This is a genomic window from Nereida sp. MMG025, assembly GCF_021654165.1.
Taxonomy (GTDB): domain Bacteria; phylum Pseudomonadota; class Alphaproteobacteria; order Rhodobacterales; family Rhodobacteraceae; genus Nereida.
Map to the genome: position 1 here is coordinate 451250 of NZ_JAKFZN010000001.1, position 19196 is coordinate 470445.

Genomic DNA, 19196 nt, shown 5'->3' on the forward strand with positions numbered 1-19196 from the left:
GGCGACCCGGTCATATCGTATTAATCGGCAGCGCGGATGGCTTCGATCAGGTCAGGGAAGTCCGCACCGTATTCATCAATCAGATGCGCGGTGGCTTCTTGCCAAGGTGTCTTGTCCTCAACCGGAACAATCGTGACGCCAGCAGCGGTCAACTCTTCCGTCAATGCGCCAACACTTTCATCATTGATTTGGACGAAGATGTTGGCTGCGGCATCCTGCGCGGTCATGACAGCGGCCTGCTGGGCTTCGTTCAGACCGTCCCAAGTGCGCTTAGACATCAGAACGATCAGTGGCGACGCGTCATGACCGTCAAGAATGATGTGCTTGGCTACTTCCTGATACCGCTGGGCAGCAAAGCCTGTGATCGGTTGGTCGCCGCCGTCAACGACACCGGATTGAAGCGCGCCGTATAGCTCAGAGAACGGCATCGGCGTTGGGGCAGCACCCACAGCGGCAATCGTATCGACGGCCAGTTCAGACGTCAGCGAACGCAGCTTAAGGCCTTCCATGTCGGCAATTTCGGTCACGGCAGTGTCCGTGAAAAAGAAGTGACGCGGCAGGTCACGGTAGAAGCCGACGCCCTTAATGTCGATTGACTCAAGCGTCGCAAGGATGCGTTCACCAACGTCGCCAAACAACACGGCATCCTGGTGTTCGTCATCCGAGAAGATGTAGGGCATGCTGAGCGCATTGAACTCGGTCGCACCAAGATCGGCTACGTGGCCCGGGCGCACGATCGTCATGTCAATCGCGCCAAGCTGGACGCTCTGGATCACGTCTTTAACGCCGCCAAGTTGGCCACCAGCGAACAGCTGAATGCCCATTTCGCCGTCAGTTTCCTCGCGCAAGACGCGATCGAACTCCATAGCGGCTTTGGCCGAGACATGGCTTTCGGGGTTCTGGATCGCATAGCGCAGTGTGATGTCCTGCGCGAATGCGGTGGTGCCCATAACAGTTGCTACTGCGGCGGCCGTGAATGTCGTGAATTTCATGCTGTCCTCCCAATACAAGTAGATCGACGGGTATGACAACCTTAGAAAGTTGTCAAACATATTTGATTTTTGTTTGACGAATTAGCGACCAAAGCGTAGTTTCTAGCGAAAGGAGGCGCGCAAGTGGCATCAGTTCAAACGTCAAAATCATCAAGCGGTCGTCGCAGTGACGAAATTTACGATCAGCTGCTGGCGGACATCGAATCGCTCCGGCTGGCCCCAGGCGCCCGACTATCGTCTGAGACCGAGATCGCCCGCGAATATGGCGTATCACGCCCCACCGTTCGCGAAGCGCTTGCGCGGTTGCGTGAAGACGGTCTGATCAAGTCCAAACAGGGCTCCGGTGCATACGTGCAAGCCGGCCAGGAGCGTGTTCAAAAGGTAGAACCGCTGGCCAACTTGACGGATTTACAGCGCTGCTTTGACTACCGCGTCGGATTGGAAAGTGAGGCCGCCCGCCTAGCTGCGATGCATCGGAGCGAGGCGGACCTTGATCGGATCAAACGTGCATTTGATGCCATGGACAGCCGCAATGCCGCTGGGCAGACCGGCGTTGAGGAGGACTTTGCCTTCCACCTTGCCGTCTCCCGCGCCAGTCAGAACCGTTTCTTCGTGTCAGGCCTTGAACAAGTGCGCAGCCACATCGCACAAGGCATTGCGATCAACCGGACACTGTCTTTGGAAAGCTCCGGGCCGCGACTGTCACTGGTTCAAAATGAACATGGCATGATCATCGAAGCCTTGACGCAAGGCGATGCCGACGGTGCGGCACACGCGATGATGACCCATTTACGAAATGCCCAATCGCGACTGTTTGAAGGATAGACATGACCCATTCGATTGACGTCTCTGACGAGACCATCGCAGCACTGCGCAATTGCAGCACAGCCACTATTGCCACATTGTTGTATAAGCATGGTATCCGGAACGCTTTTGTTCAGGGTGTAGGGCGTCTAGGTGGCGGCGGTAAGCCTCGTATGGTCGGCCCTGCATTTACCTTGCGATATATGGCAGCCCGTGAGGACACCGACCAGCTGACCGAATTCCGCAAAGCTGATCATCCGCAACGCAAGGCGATTGAAACCTGCCCAGAAGGGCATGTTCTCGTCATGGATTGCCGTCAAGATGCCACCGCCGCCTCTGCGGGTTCGATCCTTCTGACCCGCCTTCAAGTGCGCGGCGGGGAAGGCGTTGTGACAGATGGTGGCGTGCGTGACGCTGATGGCGCCGGCGAGCTTGAAATGCCGGTTTATGCCGCCGGCCCCAGTGCTTTGACGAACCTCACCAAACATCATGCTGTCGATATAAATGTGCCCGTTAGCTGCGGCACCTGTCCGGTTTACCCAGGCGATATCGTTGTGGGCGACGGCGACGGGGTGATGGTCATTCCCCGCCATATGGCCAAGCAGATTGCCGAGGAAGGCGCACCTATGGAGCTTTACGAAGACTTTGTTCTGGAACAGGTCAACAGTGGCGCGCCAATCATCGGCCTCTATCCAGCAACCGACCCTGCGAACCTCGAAAAATTCGAAGAGTGGAAAACCAAGAACGGCCACTAGGGAGTCGCGCATGTCTGGCTCAGTGCTGATTACAGGTGCAAACGGTCGTATCGGCTCCCTGCTTATGGAAGGGCTGGCAAAAGCGGGCTGGTCTGTTCGGGGCTGTGATGTGGCAGATGGCCCTGACGGCGTCGCGCAAGGCGACATTTGTGACCTTGAAACGATGCAGGGCCTGATGAAAGGCTGCCGCTCGGTTATCCATCTGGCGGGTACGCCTAATGCCAAACCGGGCTGGGAAGCGGTCAACCGGCTCAATATCGACGGCACGCGAACGATACTGGAGGCCGCGCGTCGCGAGGGTGTGTCGCAGATCATCTACGCTAGCTCAATTCACACGATTGGCGGCCTTCCAGCGCGCACACCGTTCGTGCCAGACTTGCCGGATCGGCCCAGTGGCAGCTACGGCGTATCAAAACTCGCCTCTGAAGGGTTGCTGCGAGTCTATTCACAGAAGGCTGATATACGTGCGATTTCGGTGAGAATTTGCAGTTTTCGTCCTGCCCCTGTTGACGCGCGCGAACTCCGTACATGGATCGGATACGACGATACAGTGCATCTGTTTGATCGCTGCCTTTGTGACGAAACACAGGGCTATCAGATGATTTGGGGCCTGTCCGGCAACACCCGTGTCGAGGTTGATGATCCAACTGCGCGGCGTATCGAATACCATCCACAGCAAAACGCGGAATCGCATATCGCCAATATTACGGGCGATCCGGACGTTGAACCATGGCCCCTTATGGGCGGACCCGTTGCCGCCGACGCCGAAACAGATTTTCTTGATTGATCCCTTAGTCAAAATTGCAAGCGACCGCTACCGAGCAACACTTGCCCCGCATCACGGCGGCCGCCTGATATCGCTTGATTGGCGCGACGACGCAGGCCAATGGCAGGCACTGATGCCAGATGCAGGACCACCGCCCTATGCCGGCAAAAAAGCTACGGCTTTTCCGCTCATCCCCTTTGGGGGGCGATTGAGGGATGCCGCCGTTCAAACCGAAACAGGCATGGTCCGCGTCCCCGAACACCCGCCTGAATCGGGCCTTGTGTTGCATGGAGACGGCGCGCGACGACCTTGGGGTTTGAAATATCGCTCCCCAAATGCTGCAACGCTGTCACTCGATTGGCCGAGCACGGACTGGCCGTTTGAGGGTCACTGCGAAATGACATTCGCGGCGTTTGATGATCGTTTTGAGGTTTCTCAATCCGTAGGAACGACAGAAGGCCCAGCACCGTTCGCACTTGGATGGCATCCGTATTTCCGCGCAGACGGGGACAGCCTTCTTCTGCTGGACGCCGACGCGGTATCGATGAATGACCCCGAAGGATTTGCGCGCCCGTTCACGCGTCGGTCCGAGGCTTTGAAAATGCGACTGCGCGATGTAGCGTCGACCCGTTCATACCGCCTTTCGGGTCCAGACGTGCGACTCGTGAAGCAATTGGCGGGGATCCAACTCAGCCTAGGGCTGTTCGGTGCATTCGATGAAGTGACAATCCACGTCCCACCCCAGGCCCAGAGTATCGCTATCGAACCCGTCTCTCATGTCCTTACATCTCCCTGTTTTCCAAACGTTGGTACGAACAGTTCTCTTCATGGAAACGTAGCCATCCGCGCGCACCAAATCGAATTGCGATGACCATTCCAAACTGTTCGTTTGGTCCAAAGCAGCTATTGGAGCAATCGCGGCGAAATGGCGCTTCGTCCGCAATGCAGTCCTTTGAAACCCTCACCCACGGACCCGTTCTCCCTACCGCCTCACAACAACACCTCGGCCTGAGCCAGAGCGAACCGATCGGTCATTCCCGCGATATAGTCAGCCACCAGGCGGGCGCGCGCGATGTCTGTGGTGGCGGCGTCGACGTCCTTGGCCCATTCGGTCGGCAACAGGTCGGGCCGCTCCATATATAGCGGGAACAAGCCTTCCACGACGGCAGTGACCTGTTTGCGCATCTCCACCACGCTAGGGGCGCGATACATTTGGGTGAACAGGAACTTACGGATCACTTTCAGATCGCCCCAGAGGGCCGGTGAAAACTGTACGCAGGGCGCGCCCAGTCCCCTGACCTCTTCGACCGAGCCGAGCCCTTCGAGCAACCCGCGCGAGGTGTCGATCACATCTTCGACCATCACCCCGAACACACGGCGCAACGCTTCATGTCGACGTCGTTTCGCCTCAAGCCCCGGGTAGAGACGGTCTACTTGTTCATAGGCCGCACCGACGATGGGCAGCACGCAGATGTCATCATCGCTGAACAGACCTGCGCGCAAACCATCGTGCAAGTCGTGATTGTTGTAGGCGATATCATCGGACAGTGCGGCCACCTGAGCCTCTGCACTGGCGTGGGTGTGCAGTTCCAGATCGTGACGCGCTGAATATTCAGCCAACGCAAATGGCAACGCACCCGTTACGGGGCCGTTGTGCTTGGCGATCCCTTCCAGACACTCCCAAGTCAGGTTCAATCCGTCCCATTCAGCGTAGTGCCTTTCCAGCGATGTCACGATTTTGAGCGCTTGGGCGTTGTGATCAAACCCACCATAGGGCTGCATCAGCGCCTCAAGCGCGTCTTCGCCCGTATGACCGAACGGCGTATGGCCAAGATCATGGGCCAAGGCGACAGCCTCGGTCAGCTCACCATTCAGGCCCAAAACGCCCGCGATTGTTCGGGCGACCTGTGCCACCTCAATCGTATGGGTCAGGCGTGTGCGAAAGCTGTCCCCTTCATGTTCTACAAACACTTGCGTTTTGTGTTTGAGCCGCCGGAACGCGCTGGCGTGGATAATCCGATCACGGTCGCGCTGAAACGGGCTGCGAAAGGCGCTTTCATCTTCGGCAAACAGCCGCCCACGAACGCGGGAGGGATCTGATGCATAAGGCGCTGCCGTCCTCATTGGAATTCTACCATCTCTCTTGTGGTGCCTTTGCCTGCGCTTATATACTGGTCAAACAAACATTCAACGGACGACAGATATGCTGACCATTCCGCCCAAAGTCACAGAACGCGCATTTGAACGGCTGTCCGAAATTGGCGCCGCCGCACAAGGCAAAGCCTTGCGCGTTGCGGTCGAAGGCGGCGGATGTTCGGGGTTCCAGTATGAAATTGATCTGGATGACCCGAAGGACGACGATTTGATCTTGGAGGGATCTGGAGAGAAAGTTGTCGTCGACAGTGTATCACTGCCATTTTTGGCAGACGCGATCATTGATTTTTCCGAAGAACTGATCGGCGCGCGGTTTGTGATCAACAACCCGAACGCCAGCAGCTCTTGTGGCTGCGGGACCAGTTTTTCGATGTAAGTTGGCCGTACGGCCTTACCTGCCTGCCAGAATGGGGCCTGTGTGCAGCGAATAACTGCGCGAAGTTTCGACGGGTGAACCACATGCGGACAAACCACCAAGGGCAATAATTAAACAAACTGCTCGGACCATAATTGATCTCCTTTTTGAACTGCTTGCCGTAAAGGTAACTTGCAAATTGGGCATCAATATGGCGAACAGTCTGTTTCCATTAATCATTCAATCATCAGAGTGGCTGACCGCGGTGTTTTCCAATAAAAAAGCGCGGTTGGTTTTGTGACCACCGCGCTTTTGACCGGTATTTCGGTAAAGCTAGGCCGCTTTTTCTTCCTTCGGCTCGGCATCATCGGCTTTGCCTTCAACAACCGCATCATCGGTGTCTGCGGCTGGTTCTTCTTCTGCTTGCTCCTGCGATGGGGCCGGCAGTGCCAAGGCTTCGTCGGCCAGTTGTTCTGGCAACTCAAATTCGATGGTGCCGGATGCAGGGTCAATCGTGACTTTGGGTTTGTCGCCTTGCAACGCCATCAGGGCGTTAAGCTCGGACGTGACGCGCCCGAACTGTTCGCGCTGCGTTTCGACCTTGGCTTCGACTTCGGCGCCACGACGTTTGAAAAGAAATTTAAGCATAATAGCCCCCTATGTTATCTTTGATCATATGGTATTTTCCACTCGGTTGCATGGGAAAAATGCCGCGCCCGCATCATTTTGCTGCACCTGCATCACACCCGATTTGCACAGGCCATTACCCTTACCGATAATTTTGCTTTTTTGCCTTCCCCGTCGCGCACCTGCATGGCACTAAGCCTGTATGAAAATTGCAAGTTTTAACATCAACGGGATCAAAGCCCGCCTGCCTGCCCTTTTGGATTGGTTGTCAGAAGCGCAACCCGATGTAGCTGTGCTGCAGGAAATCAAATCCGTGGACGAGGCCTTTCCCCGCGAGCCGATTGAGGACCTTGGTTATATCGTCGAAACGCACGGGCAAAAATCCTTTAACGGCGTGGCGATCTTGTCAAAGCATCCTTTGGAAGATGTGACCCGCGGCCTGCCCGGTGATGACAGCGACGAACAAGCGCGCTGGATCGAAGCGACGGTTGTTGGCAAACAGGCGATCCGTATTTGCGGGCTCTATTTGCCGAACGGAAACCCGACACCGGGGCCTAAGTATGATTACAAACTGGCTTGGATGGATCGGCAGATCGCCCATGCCAAGTCTATGTTATCACACGATATTCCCTTCCTCATGGCAGGTGATTATAACATCATCCCGCAGCCCGAAGACTGCGCAAACCCTGCCGCTTGGAAAGACGACGCGCTGTTTCGCCTTGAAAGCCGTGCCAAATTTCGCACGCTTTGCGCTCTGGGGCTGACCGAAGCCTTCCGCGCCCGCAATATGGCGCCCGAACAATACACGTTCTGGGACTATCAGGCGGGGGCCTACAATCGCAACGATGGCATCCGCATTGATCATTTCCTGCTGTCGCCGCAAGCCGCCGATATGCTAACCGACTGTCAGATTGACGCCCACGTCAGGGGCCGTGAAAAACCATCAGATCACGTGCCGATCTGGGTTGAATTGGACCTTTAGGACCGTGTTACATCGTGACCGTAGATCCACGCGTATTTCTTGAGCGCCGCTTGCGGAAACAGACGTGATCCCACCCGCAATCCTGAATGAGCTATTGCCTGTAACCCCTTGTTACGAATGTGATAATTTCTGGCGTTGTTATTGGCGGCTTTGATGACGCGTATGGCGCGGTCGTGGCGTTTGAATTGATAGCTTTCAAAGGCAGCGGCGGCTGTTTCATGATCGGCAAGGCATTGGGTGAGCACCCATGCGTCTTCCAAAGCAAGGTTGGCGCCCTGCGCCAGAAAGGGCAGCGTGGGATGGGCGGCGTCGCCCACAAGTGCGGTGCGGTTTTTATGCCAAACGCGTGCAACTTCACGGCGAAATAGCCCCCAGATCTGCACGGTCTTAACCTGTGCCAGCCAGTCTTGGACAGGACCGCCGAACCCTTTGAAAGCGGCACGCAGGTTGTCGGGGTCGTCTCGGGCATTCCAGCTGTCTTCGGCCCACGCGCTACGCTCTTGCACCGCTACGATGTTGCGCAGCCCACCGCGCAGCGGATAGCTGACCAAATGACAGCCGGGGCCCATGAACACTTCAGCCTCTGGCGGGCCATCCCCTTCGATCAGGGCGCGCCACGCCACTTGGCCGGTAAAAAACGGATTGCCATCGCGGTTCATCTTGGCCCGTGTTTTTGAGCGCACACCATCGGCCGCGATCCAAAGCTGATCGTCTGGAACCGACAGAGGTGTATCGACCGCTTTATTTAGGTGAAGATCGACACCTAAGCCCTTGATCCCCTCATATAAAACATCGATCAATGCCGCGCGGTGCGCCAGCAAAAAGACCCCATGCGCGTGCTGTGCCAAATCCATCCGCAACACCTCGCGCCCCGCTTGATTGCGCAGCACGACCGCGCGGCTTTCAAGCGATCTGTCGCGCAACGCATCGCCCAATCCAAGCGCATCCATCACAGCAAATCCATTGGGGCTGATCTGAAGGCCTGCGCCGACTTCTGTGATGGCCGGGGCCGGATCATAGACGGACACGGGCGCGCGACGTTGCGCCAGTGCATTGGCAGTTGCAAGACCTGCAACCCCTGCTCCGGCAATGTGAAATTGGGTTGTTTCAAACATAAAAGGCACCGCTGGTTTTACGCAGCGATGCCTAGAATTCTGATCATCCGCAATAGGATTAGTCGTCGCGGTGGACTTTTTCGCGGCGCTCGTGACGTTCTTGGGCCTCAAGGCTCATGGTCGCGATCGGGCGTGCATCAAGGCGCTTGAGGCTGATTGGTTCGCCCGTCACGCTGCAATATCCGTATTCGCCTTCATCGATGCGGCGCAGGGCTGCATCAATTTTCGACACCAGCTTGCGCTGACGGTCCCGGGTGCGAAGTTCTAGTGCGCGGTCTGTTTCTTCCGAGGCGCGGTCAGCAACATCAGGGATGTTGCGCGTGCCGTCTTGCAGCCCTTCGATGGTATCGCGTGTATCGGAAAGCAAATCCGCTTTCCATTCCAGCAGTTTACGGCGGAAGTATTCAACTTGACGGTCGTTCATGAACGGTTCGTCTTCGGCAGGACGATAATCGTCGGGCAGAAAGGACTCTGCTTTCATTTTTGTTTTTCCCTTAGCTGTGCTGCGGGTCATAACGTTCTCCTGCTATCCCACCGCTTCCCTGCCTGCGCACTACCCTAACGGAAGGCAATTGCCAAGCAGAAAACCCAACCAACAACGTATGCGCGACGCACGATATATCCAGCGTCAACTGCAGGCTTGCCTGATTCGCGCAACCTGCTAATGTGCCGTTAACGACGCATAAAAGTGCGCGATAATGAGGCAGTTATGAAATTCACAGGAACCGACGGCTATGTGGCCACGGATGACCTGACTGTTGCGGTAAACGCAGCCGTCACGTTGCAGCGCCCCCTTTTGGTGAAAGGCGAACCTGGCACAGGCAAGACCGAGCTTGCGTTGCAGGTGGCCGCGTCCTTGGGTGTTCCGATGATCGAATGGAACATCAAATCCACCACCCGCGCGCAGCAAGGCCTTTACGAATATGACGCCGTCAGTCGCCTGCGTGACAGCCAGTTAGGCGATGAACGGGTGCGCGACGTGGCCAATTACATCCGCAAAGGAAAGCTCTGGGAGGCTTTTGAGGCCGATGAGCGCGTGGTTCTGCTGATCGACGAGGTCGACAAGGCCGACATCGAATTCCCCAACGATCTTCTGCAAGAACTCGATAAAATGGCGTTTTATGTCTATGAGACAGGCCAGACGATCACCGCCAAACATCGCCCCATTGTCATCATCACATCGAACAATGAAAAAGAATTGCCCGACGCGTTTTTGCGCCGCTGCTTTTTCCACTACATCCGTTTTCCCGATGAAGAGACCCTTCGCAAAATTGTCGAGGTGCATCACCCCAATATCAAATCAGACTTGCTTAGCGCCGCGCTGACCCAGTTTATGGAGGTGCGAGACACCCCGGGTCTGAAGAAAAAACCATCCACCTCCGAGGTGCTGGATTGGCTCAAACTGTTGTTGGCCGAAGATTTGACCGCAGCCGACCTCAAGCGCGATGGCACAAACGCCCTTCCCAAGTTGCACGGCGCATTGCTGAAAAACGAGCAGGATGTGCACCTGTTTGAGCGACTTGCCTTTATGGCGCGGCGCGGATCATGACAGGGGCGCGCGGCCGCAATAATCGCGGCACCCCCACTATCGGCGCGTCACATTTGACGCTTGCCGCGGGAATTTCCCCCGCAAACCCTAATTTCGCCCAATTTGACCCGCATACGCTGGTTCCAACGATAAAAACCGTGGAACCGAGCATGTCCCTGATCCTTCGCTACAAAGGTAGTTTTGCCCAGTGCCGTTTGGCATTGCGCCCCGCTACCCGCAAGCTGGATCAGACCCGCAATGCGATGTTCCCTTCTGACATGTTTGGGAATAATTAATGCGATCCGTTATTCTTGCGGGGCTCTTCGCCCTCAGCTCTTGTGCGCCGAACTTTTCGCCCGATGTGGCCAGCCGTGCGGCAAACACAGAGCTTCCGCCGATGAAGGTCTTTTCAACGATCAGCAACAAAGCACCCAAACGCTCAAACCGCGATATCGCACGCGATTTCCTTGATCTGACATTCCAGCTCGAAAGCGGCCGCAAAATTCCATACATGACCCGCTTTGAGGGTCCGATCAAAGTGCGGATGACGGGGGATGCTGTGCCCTCCAGCGTCAATCGCGACCTTGATACGTTATTGCGCCGCCTGCGCAATGAAGCCCGCATCGACATCACACGCAGCCCTGCAAATGTTGCAAATGCACAGATCAATATCGAGGTGATCAGCACCAAAGAATTGCGCCGCGTGGTTCCGAACGCTGCGTGTTTCGTAGTCCCCGGCGTTTCAAGCTGGAGCGAATACCGCGCTGCCCGTCGCAGTGGTGTCCTGGACTGGACGCGCCTGAAAACCCGTGACCGTATCGCCGTATTCCTGCCCGGTGACACAAGCCCACAAGAAATGCGCGACTGCCTGCATGAAGAAGTGGCGCAAGGTCTTGGCCCGCTCAATGACCTGTATCGCTTGCCTGACAGCACATTCAACGACGACAATTTCCATACGGTTCTGACGGGATTTGACATGCTCATCCTGCGGGCGACCTATGCGCCTGAATTGCGCAGTGGTATGACGCGCGCGCAAGTGGCGGCCGCTTTGCCCTCAATCCTTGCGCGGTTGAACCCATCGGGCGAAAACGTCTCGCCCCGCCCTGCAAGTTCTACGCCGCGCAGCTGGTCGCAAGCCGTGCAACGCGCCCTGGGTCCAAGCATGGCCGCCGCCCAACGCCGCCAAGCTGCCGAAGCTGCATTGAATATCGCATCAAAAGAAGGCTGGACCGATGCACGCCGCGCGTTCTCGCATTTTGCCAAAGGGCGGCTGCACATGGGCCACGACAATGACGTGGCATTTGAACAGTTCCGCATGGCCGACAGCATCTATGCCCGCATCCCCGGTGCCGAGTTGCAACGCGCCCATGTGGGGGTGCACATGGCGGCTTTCGCGCTGACATCGGGTGACGGCGAAGCCGCTGTCGCATGGGCCGATTTGCACCTGCCCGTCGCACAGACATCCGAAAACGCGGCGCTTTTGGCGACGCTTATGATGATCAAAGCAGAAGGTTTGGCACTGCAGGGACGGGCATCTGCGGCGCAACTTGTCAGGGTGGACAGTCTTGGTTGGGCGCGATACGGATTTGGCTCGGACAAAGAAGTTAAATCGCGTCTTAAAGAGATCGCATCACTTTCGCCCATGACGTGGCGTATCGGAGGCTAGACCCACATGATCCCCTACCCGCTTGTTTTGCTGATTGGCTTTTTAGGTGGGGGTGTCGCAGGGGCTGTTACAGCTAAACTGCGCAAGGGCAAGCGCAATGACATGATCCACTATTTCTTTGTGTGGGGCATTATCGGGCTGATCGTGACCATGTTCTATCTGGTCCTCAGCGCACGTTAGGCGCGCCTTATGTTCCTGCCGTTCTTTGAAAACCTCAGAACCCACGGCGTCCCTGTGTCGCTGCGCGAGCATCTGGCGTTTTTGGAAGGGATGCAGGCTGGCCTGACCACCTACGATATGGAAGGCTTTTATTATCTGGCCCGCACCTGTCTGGTCAAAGACGAACGCCACGTCGACAAATTTGACCGCGCTTTTGCAGCCAGCTTTGAGGGGCTTGAGGCGATCACCTCTGAACAGGTTCTGGACGCCGTGGACATCCCGCAAGAGTGGCTGCGCAAAATGGCCGAAAAGCACCTGTCAGAGGAAGAGCGCGCCGAGGTTGAGGCGTTGGGCGGGTTCGACAAGCTGATGGAAACCCTCAAAGAGCGCCTGAAAGAACAAGAAGGCCGCCATCAGGGTGGCAACAAATGGATCGGCACCGCTGGCACCTCGCCTTTTGGTGCCTATGGCTACAACCCCGAAGGCGTGCGTATCGGGCAAGACAAAAGCCGCCATCAACGCGCCGTGAAAGTCTGGGACAAACGCGAGTTTCGCAACCTTGATGATAGTGTTGAACTGGGCACGCGTAACATCAAGGTCGCCCTGAAACGCCTGCGCAAATGGGCACGCGACGGTGCCCATGAAGAGCTTGATCTAGATACCACCATCCGCAGCACCGCCGAAAACGGCTATCTTGATGTCAAAACACGGCCCGAGCGGCGCAACGCCGTGAAGGTGTTGCTGTTTCTGGATGTCGGCGGCAGCATGGATCCGCATATCAAAGTGGTCGAAGAACTGTTCAGCGCCGCCCGTGCCGAATTCAAACACATGGAATACTACTATTTCCACAACTGCCTGTATGAAGGCGTGTGGAAAGACAACCGCCGCCGGTGGGACGCACAAATCCCGACGCATGAAGTGCTGCGCACCTATGGCCCTGATTACAAGTGTATCTTTGTTGGCGACGCCAGCATGTCTCCCTATGAGGTGGCCTATGCAGGCGGCGCAAACGAACACTGGAACCAGGAGGCGGGCCAGGTCTGGCTTCAACGCGCCCGCGATCAATGGGCCGCCAACCTTTGGATAAACCCCGTGCCCAAGCAATATTGGCCCTACACACAAAGCATCGACATGATCCGCGAAATTTTCGACGATCAGATGGTTCCGATGACGCTTGAGGGGTTGGAAACCGGCATGAAGCTGCTGACCCGTTAAGGGTGATTATATCTGCCTTTCGTTATTCAATAGCGCATCACACGCCCGTGATGTGCTTTTTTGCACATATGGGCGGTGCAATTTAGTATATTTCAAACTGAATGGTTTAGTTTATATTCCTTGGTATCGGAGCAACACGCTCCCCTACAGATGAAACAGCGGCCCTTTGGCCAATGAAAGGAACCGATTATGAAACTTGCAGCATTCGCAACAACCGCCCTTATTGCCCTGTCAGCAACCGCTGCATCGGCAGACCAGCTTGCTAAAGCCGCAGGCGTGGCGCCCGGTGTATACTCCGACAACACCTTGGCAGCGCTGATCACCGCAAAAGAAGACGGCAACGCCACATTGGTCGCCTATCTGCTGGATCGCACAAACGACAACGTGCGCGTTTCTACCCGTGGCACAGCCATCGACTTTGACCGCCTGATTGACCAGGCAAAACAGGATGGCGACAGCGGCAAGGTCGCCTCGCTTCAGTCGCTGCAAAACGGTGACAACTACACAGGCGGTATCGATTATGCCCGCCTGATCGCAGACGCCGAAGCGGAAGGTGACAGTGGCAAAGCGGCCGCATTGAAATCGCGCGCCGGCCTCTAAGACATCCGATGTGATCGGGGTCCCCTCCCTGCCCTGACACACCGCATAACGCCCTGCCACGGTTTGGCAGGGCGTTTTTTTATGCCTTGGAACAGAACAATCTGGGAAATATCAAAACCGCGCCCCATATAAGAAGCATGATCAAATTCTTACCCATTCTTTTGGCTGTGCTTTACGGCTATGTCTTTTACCGTTTTTCGGCTTGGCGCACGGCCAAAGAGCTGGACGCCAACAGCACCGAATTGATGGACCCGATCCTGAACACGCATCTGTCCGCGATGGCCACCGCATTGGATGTCGACCGTATCCGCGTGAACCTTTACGAGATTGAGCCTGTCAACGGGCTGGCCGCCCCGGATGGGCGGATTTTCATCACGCGGGGCTTTTATAAAAAATTCCAGCAAGGTGACGTAACAGGCGCTGAATTGGCCAGCGTGATTGCGCATGAATTGGGCCATGTGGCTTTGGGCCATTCCAAGCGCCGCATGATCGACTTTTCGGGCCAGAACGCGTTGCGCACGGCCCTGGCGATGATCATTTCACGGTTTATTCCGGGCATTGGACCTTTCATTGCGAATGCCCTGACCAGCCTTCTGGCAGCACGTCTCAGCCGCGAAGATGAATATGAGGCCGATGCCTACGCAAGCGCCTTGCTGTATAAATCAGGGATCGGTGTTGAGCCGCAAAAAACCCTGTTCACCAAGCTTGAACAGCTGACAGGCGCACGTGGCGCGCCCCCTGTCTGGATGGCATCGCACCCTAAAACCGCCGATCGTATCAAGGCGATTGAGGCCAATGAAGCCAAGTGGAACGGCGCGCTAAGCTAGCGCTTTGCCAAGACGCGGCATACGTGCCTTTTTCAGCAATCCACGCGTGCTCCATGTGCTACCAGATAGTCTGTCAGCCTCGACGCGCACGTCTTCGACTACCTGGGCGATGGGATCGGGGTTGGCTTGCCACAACCCCAAAAGGAACTGATCGGGATCAGCCCGGCTGACCCCTTCTTCGGCCAGCAGGCCGCGGGGGAAATCCTTGGCGTTGTTGGTCAAAATGATGTCGGTTGATCCTGCAACCGCCGCCGCCAAAACATGGATATCGTTTTCATCGGGCAACCACAGGCGTTTCAAATCCCCTTCACGGGGCTGCACATTGGCGCGCGGAAATGCGGCGTTCAACATAACCGCCTCTGAACGTGCGGCGGCTTCGTCAGCCCCGCCGTGCCGTGCAGCAGCCCGCGCCCATTCTTCCAGCAGGCGCGGCGACCATTGGGGCTGATACAATCCTGCGCGCGCGGCACCGATCACCACCTGCCGCATCACAGTTGGATAAAGCACGCAAGCGTCGATCATCACTTTCATGGAACGAGGCGGTAGAACATGGCCTTCAGATAACCGCTTTCCGACAGCTGCGGCATCAGCGGATGGTCTGGCCCTGCAAAGCCCGTGTGGACATGCTGCGCCCGCCGCCCTGCCCGCCCGATACCGCGGTGATTGCTACGGGCGAACTTCTGAATATCAGCGGCATGAGAGCATGAGCAAAGCCCAAGATACCCGCCATCGGCAACCAATGGCGCGGCCAGTTTTGCCACACGTTCGTAGGCGCGCAACCCACGATCAAGCGCCTGTTTATTGGGTGCGAATGCGGGCGGATCGCAGATGACGACATCAAATTGTGCCCCTTCCGCGCCCAAAGCTTCCAGCACATCAAAGGCATCGCCTTTTCGCGTGCTCATCGCCGCGCCCTTGCCCATGGTCTTCGCACCAGCCTCAGCCAAGTCTAACGCAGGTTGCGCACCATCCACACACGTCACATGCGTAGCCCCATGTGCCAAAGCCGCAAGACCAAAACCACCCACATGGCTGAACACGTCCAGAACCCGCGCCCCTTTGGACAGGGATGCCGCAAAAGCATGGTTAGGGCGTTGGTCGTAAAAAAGCCCCGTCTTTTGCCCACCCATGACATCGGCCAAATATGTGGCACCATTCATCTGCACAGGGATCGGAGCATCAGGGGCCGTGCCGTGCACAACCGCGGAGACATCATCAAGCCCTTCAAGCTTGCGCGCGCGACCGGATGCGCTTTTGATCACACATTCCACGCCTGTCACATCCACCAACGCCGCGCACAGCGCGTCAAGTCGCGCATCGGCCCAGGCAGCGTTGGGCTGAACGACAGCCGTTTGACCAAACCGGTCAATGATCACGCCAGGCAGCCCATCGGCTTCGGCATGGATCAGACGGTAAAAAGGCTCTGCGAACAACCGCGTGCGGTGATCCAGAGCGGCTTGCAAACGCGATGCAAACCACGCCTGATCAATCTTAGCTGTCGGATCACGGTCCAGCATCCGCGCGATGATTTGGCTTTCGGGCGTTACCCCCACCACACCCATCGGCGTGCGATTGGTATCTTCCAGAACCGCCAGACTGCCTGCATCCAGCGCCTTTGTGCGCCTGTCGGTGACAAGGTCGGCGGCATAGACCCAAGGGGCGCCAAAACGGATGGATCGGGCATCGGCCTTGGGCTTGAGGCGGACAACGGGGAGGTCGGATGAAGAAAGGGGCTGCGTCATGCAGCCCCCTCTAAATCAGTTTTTCGCGGGATGATAGCGTTAGAGTTGGTTAATCGCGCCCATCACACCTGTGCTTTCAGCGACATAGCCGTAGCGTTTGGTCATCTCATGTTCCAACACTTTGGCCAGATGGTCGGTGATGCGAACACGTTGTGTGATGCCTTTGGCCTCGGCTTGCACCGCTGCATTGCCACCAAGCGCATCAAAATCTGCCTTAACGATACGGGGCTGCATCAGGATTTCTTTGGTCTGCGCGTCGCGCACCTGCAAATAGAACTGGATCGCGTGAACCCCGCCCACAGTATAGCGCGCCTTTTCGGTCAGCGCATGAAAGCGCGTCACCTGAACGTCGATGATGACAGGGCGTTCACCGTTCAGCCGTGTTGCGCCCTTGCGCAAGCCTTCGTCGATGACCTTGGCGACTTGCGCATGACGATCCCCGATAGGATCCTCGCGCCAGACAATATCGCCCGAAGGGTAATAGCGGTTGGCTTCTGACACACGAAGGCTGCGCGGCACACGCACATTGATCTGTGCAATGTTGACGGATGGCGCAATCGCAACGGCGCGTTGGTTTTCAATCGCAGCACGGCTGGTGCTGTTCAACGGTGTCTGGTCAACTGCGCCACGTGTTGCGGTATCAACATTTGCACAGGCCCCAAGCGTGCCAAGAACGGCCGCAGCCACAAGAAGTTTCAAAACTTTCATTTTACAATCCTTTCTGGATCATGGCCCCCAAATGGCCTGACGGTGTTTACCGCTTGATCGCGGTTAAACACCCCGAATTGGGCAGAATTGCGCCCCAATTCGTGCAGCTTCGGGACCATTTCACAGCCTGCCGCGGCCGGGGGCGGTCCAAATTGCCACATTTTGCGCCTCGCCACTGGACCTGTTAGCGCTAACCATATAGAGAGCACTCAACGAAAACCGAGGACGCGATCATGCCACTGAATCCCACTATCGAAGCTGTCACTCAGCGCATCATCGAGCGCTCAAAAGCGCGCCGTACAACCTATCTTGACCGAATGCGCCGCGCCGCTGAAGACGGACCGCGCCGTGCCCACCTGACATGCGGCAACCAAGCCCACGCTTACGCTGCCATGGGGGACGCCAAAGACGCGCTGGTCGCTGAAAAGGCTCCGAACCTCGGGATTATCACCGCATACAACGATATGCTTTCAGCCCATCAACCCTTCAAAGACTACCCCGACAAAATCAAAGCCGCCGTGGCCAAAGTTGGCGCAACTGCACAGGTATCTGGTGGCGTTCCGGCGATGTGCGATGGTGTCACCCAAGGCCAGGTCGGCATGGAACTTTCGCTTTTTTCGCGCGACGTGATCGCCTTGGCCGCAGGTGTGGGGCTGTCGCACAACACCTATGACGCCGCTGTCTACCTTGGCGTATGTGACAAGATTGTTCCCGGTCTCATCATTGCTGCAGGGACGTTCGGGTATATTCCCGGGGTGTTCATCCCCGCAGGCCCCATGACAAGCGGTTTGCCCAACGACGAGAAGGCCAAGGTCCGCCAACAATTTGCAACGGGCGAAGTGGGCCGCGAAGAGTTGATGAAGGCCGAAATGGCCAGCTATCACGGTCCGGGGACTTGCACCTTTTACGGCACCGCCAACTCAAACCAGATGTTGATGGAGTTCATGGGGCTTCACATGCCTGGCGCATCCTTTGTCAATCCGGGCACGCCTTTGCGCGAAGCGCTCACAGAAGAAGCTGCGAAAACAGCCGTTGGCCTATCGGCCTTGGGTAACAACTATACACCCGTCTGCGACGTGCTGGACGAAAAGGCTTTTGTGAACGGTATGGTCGGTCTGATGGCCACAGGCGGCTCTACCAACCTTGTGTTGCACCTGCCCGCGATGGCGCGGGCGGCGGGCGTTGATGTGGCACTTGAAGATTTTGCAGACCTGTCAGCCGCCGTGCCTTTGATGGCCAAAGTCTATCCGAATGGTCTGGCTGACGTGAACCACTTCCACGCCGCAGGCGGGCTTGCTTATATGATTGGCGAGTTGCTGGACGCGGGCCTTTTGCATGATGATGTGAAAACCGTCGCGGGCCACGGCCTGTCGCATTACACCCTCGAGCCTGAAATTCTGAACGGCGGCTTTCACTACCGCGAAGGCCCGAAAACAAGCGAAAACGAAAAGATCCTGCGCCCTGCCAGCAATCCATTCCAGCCAGAAGGCGGGTTGAAACAGCTCGAAGGCAATCTTGGCCATGGCATGATGAAAGTCAGCGCCGTCGCCCCGGAGCGCCATGTGATCGAAGCCCCTGCCCGCGTCTTTGACGACCAGCACGCGGTTAAGGCCGCGTTCCAACGCGGGGAATTTACCACCGACACTGTCGTTGTGGTCCGCTTTCAGGGGCCCGCAGCCAACGGCATGCCAGAACTTCATTCGCTGACACCAACACTGGCAGTGTTGCAAGACCGTGGGCTCAAGGTTGCTCTGGTCACCGACGGCCGGATGTCGGGCGCATCGGGCAAAGTGCCAAGTGCGATCCATGTCGCTCCGGAAGCCCTGCATGGCGGGTTACTGGCAAAGGTCCAAGACGGCGACATAATCCGCGTGGATGCCGACAAGGGCACGCTTGATGTGCTGACCGAAGGCGTAGAGAGCCGTCAAGCCGCAACCCCCGACCTGAGCAACAATGCCTTTGGCGTTGGCCGCGAATTGTTTGAGGTTTTCCGTGCCAATGTCGGTCCATCCACAGCAGGCGCCGGCGTTGTTGTGTAATGCTGGATTTGGATATTTTTGAACAAAAGAAGATATCCACCAGCGCCACGTTTTATGCCCTCCGCGCCTATTGCAAACGCGGAGGGACTTCTTTCGTTACGGTCATCGGCGTCCCCGCCTGTACCGCCCTTCATGGATAACGCGTTAAGGTTAATAGGCTCT

22 protein-coding genes are annotated in these 19196 nt (G+C 56.8%); 14 read left to right on the plus strand and 8 right to left on the minus strand.

Translation table 11 applies throughout. The annotated features are described in order from the left end of the window. Positions 1-20 precede the first annotated feature (20 nt). Entirely contained in the window at positions 21-992 is a 972-nt protein-coding gene (locus L1065_RS02165; protein WP_237093800.1) for a TRAP transporter substrate-binding protein, read from the minus strand. 123 nt (positions 993-1115) lie between these two features. On the opposite strand from L1065_RS02165, the gene L1065_RS15890 reads away from it, so the two are divergent. From L1065_RS15890 to L1065_RS02185, 4 genes are read left to right on the plus strand one after another with little or no spacing between them, the layout of a single operon-like run. After that, positions 1116-1817: an FCD domain-containing protein gene (locus L1065_RS15890; protein WP_237093801.1), complete on the plus strand. Its 702-nt coding sequence runs from the start codon at positions 1116-1118 to the stop codon at positions 1815-1817. 2 nt (positions 1818-1819) lie between these two features. Then, positions 1820-2551, plus strand: a complete 732-nt coding sequence (locus tag L1065_RS02175; protein ID WP_237093802.1) for a ribonuclease activity regulator RraA — start codon at positions 1820-1822, stop codon at positions 2549-2551. 10 nt (positions 2552-2561) lie between these two features. Next, entirely contained in the window at positions 2562-3338 is a 777-nt protein-coding gene (locus L1065_RS02180; protein WP_237093803.1) for an NAD(P)-dependent oxidoreductase, read from the plus strand. After that, positions 3331-4188: a hypothetical protein gene (locus L1065_RS02185; protein WP_237093804.1), complete on the plus strand. Its 858-nt coding sequence runs from the start codon at positions 3331-3333 to the stop codon at positions 4186-4188. Before L1065_RS02180 ends, L1065_RS02185 begins: the two co-directional genes overlap by 8 nt. A 119-nt stretch (positions 4189-4307) precedes the next feature. Here the strand turns inward: L1065_RS02185 and L1065_RS02190 are convergent, their stop codons facing one another. Continuing rightward, positions 4308-5441 (minus strand): deoxyguanosinetriphosphate triphosphohydrolase, encoded by a 1134-nt coding sequence (locus L1065_RS02190; RefSeq protein ID WP_237093805.1) that lies wholly within the window; start codon positions 5439-5441, stop codon positions 4308-4310. A gap of 79 nt (positions 5442-5520) precedes the next feature. Here L1065_RS02190 and L1065_RS02195 point away from each other — a divergent pair, with 79 nt between their 5' ends. Continuing rightward, on the plus strand, positions 5521-5847 hold the full coding sequence (locus L1065_RS02195; RefSeq protein ID WP_237093806.1) for an iron-sulfur cluster assembly accessory protein: 327 nt from the start codon (positions 5521-5523) through the stop codon (positions 5845-5847). Positions 5848-6159: 312 nt separating this feature from the next. On the opposite strand, the gene L1065_RS02200 is transcribed toward L1065_RS02195, so the two are convergent. After that, a complete protein-coding gene (locus L1065_RS02200) occupies positions 6160-6474 on the minus strand; it encodes a hypothetical protein (RefSeq protein WP_237093807.1) in 315 nt (104 codons plus the stop codon). A 181-nt stretch (positions 6475-6655) separates the two neighbouring features. Here L1065_RS02200 and xth point away from each other — a divergent pair, with 181 nt between their 5' ends. Then, positions 6656-7435, plus strand: a complete 780-nt coding sequence (gene xth / locus L1065_RS02205) for an exodeoxyribonuclease III (protein WP_237093808.1) — start codon at positions 6656-6658, stop codon at positions 7433-7435. Here xth and L1065_RS02210 read toward each other — a convergent pair. Both L1065_RS02210 and dksA read right to left on the minus strand, forming a co-directional pair. Then, on the minus strand, positions 7432-8550 hold the full coding sequence (locus L1065_RS02210; protein WP_237093809.1) for an FAD-dependent monooxygenase: 1119 nt from the start codon (positions 8548-8550) through the stop codon (positions 7432-7434). The two genes, xth and L1065_RS02210, sit on opposite strands and share 4 nt — an antisense overlap. A gap of 58 nt (positions 8551-8608) precedes the next feature. Then, positions 8609-9031 (minus strand): RNA polymerase-binding protein DksA, encoded by a 423-nt coding sequence (gene dksA / locus L1065_RS02215; RefSeq protein ID WP_237093810.1) that lies wholly within the window; start codon positions 9029-9031, stop codon positions 8609-8611. 228 nt (positions 9032-9259) lie between these two features. Between dksA and L1065_RS02220 the strand changes: the two genes are divergently transcribed. From L1065_RS02220 to L1065_RS02245, 7 genes are all read left to right on the plus strand, one after another. Beyond that, positions 9260-10099 carry a MoxR family ATPase gene (locus L1065_RS02220; protein WP_237093811.1) on the plus strand — a complete coding sequence of 280 codons (840 nt, stop codon included), beginning with the start codon at positions 9260-9262 and terminating at the stop codon, positions 10097-10099. A gap of 149 nt (positions 10100-10248) precedes the next feature. Then, entirely contained in the window at positions 10249-10374 is a 126-nt protein-coding gene (locus L1065_RS15810; RefSeq protein WP_255765995.1) for a hypothetical protein, read from the plus strand. Continuing rightward, positions 10374-11744 carry a DUF2927 domain-containing protein gene (locus L1065_RS02225; protein ID WP_237093812.1) on the plus strand — a complete coding sequence of 457 codons (1371 nt, stop codon included), beginning with the start codon at positions 10374-10376 and terminating at the stop codon, positions 11742-11744. The genes L1065_RS15810 and L1065_RS02225 overlap by 1 nt, the downstream gene beginning before the upstream one ends. Before the next feature lie 6 nt (positions 11745-11750). After that, on the plus strand, positions 11751-11924 hold the full coding sequence (locus L1065_RS02230) for a hypothetical protein (RefSeq protein WP_237093813.1): 174 nt from the start codon (positions 11751-11753) through the stop codon (positions 11922-11924). A 9-nt stretch (positions 11925-11933) separates the two neighbouring features. Next, a complete protein-coding gene (locus L1065_RS02235) occupies positions 11934-13118 on the plus strand; it encodes a VWA domain-containing protein (RefSeq protein ID WP_237093814.1) in 1185 nt (394 codons plus the stop codon). A 189-nt stretch (positions 13119-13307) separates the two neighbouring features. Next, positions 13308-13718 carry a hypothetical protein gene (locus tag L1065_RS02240; protein WP_237093815.1) on the plus strand — a complete coding sequence of 137 codons (411 nt, stop codon included), beginning with the start codon at positions 13308-13310 and terminating at the stop codon, positions 13716-13718. A 137-nt stretch (positions 13719-13855) separates the two neighbouring features. After that, complete coding sequence (locus L1065_RS02245; protein ID WP_237093816.1) at positions 13856-14545, plus strand: M48 family metallopeptidase; 690 nt, start codon at positions 13856-13858, stop codon at positions 14543-14545. Here L1065_RS02245 and L1065_RS02250 read toward each other — a convergent pair. From L1065_RS02250 to L1065_RS02260, 3 genes are read right to left on the minus strand one after another with little or no spacing between them, the layout of a single operon-like run. Next, positions 14537-15076 carry an RSP_2648 family PIN domain-containing protein gene (locus L1065_RS02250; protein ID WP_237093817.1) on the minus strand — a complete coding sequence of 180 codons (540 nt, stop codon included), beginning with the start codon at positions 15074-15076 and terminating at the stop codon, positions 14537-14539. The genes L1065_RS02245 and L1065_RS02250 overlap by 9 nt on opposite strands. Then, positions 15073-16287 (minus strand): RSP_2647 family RNA methyltransferase, encoded by a 1215-nt coding sequence (locus L1065_RS02255; RefSeq protein ID WP_237093818.1) that lies wholly within the window; start codon positions 16285-16287, stop codon positions 15073-15075. Before L1065_RS02255 ends, L1065_RS02250 begins: the two co-directional genes overlap by 4 nt. Positions 16288-16326: 39 nt before the next feature. Then, a complete protein-coding gene (locus tag L1065_RS02260; protein WP_237093819.1) occupies positions 16327-16995 on the minus strand; it encodes a DUF6778 family protein in 669 nt (222 codons plus the stop codon). A gap of 233 nt (positions 16996-17228) precedes the next feature. Between L1065_RS02260 and edd the strand changes: the two genes are divergently transcribed. Further along, the gene (gene edd / locus L1065_RS02265) at positions 17229-19034 is read left to right on the plus strand and encodes a phosphogluconate dehydratase (protein ID WP_237093820.1); all 1806 of its coding nucleotides are present in this window, start codon (positions 17229-17231) and stop codon (positions 19032-19034) included. The last annotated feature ends 162 nt before the right edge of the window (positions 19035-19196 follow it).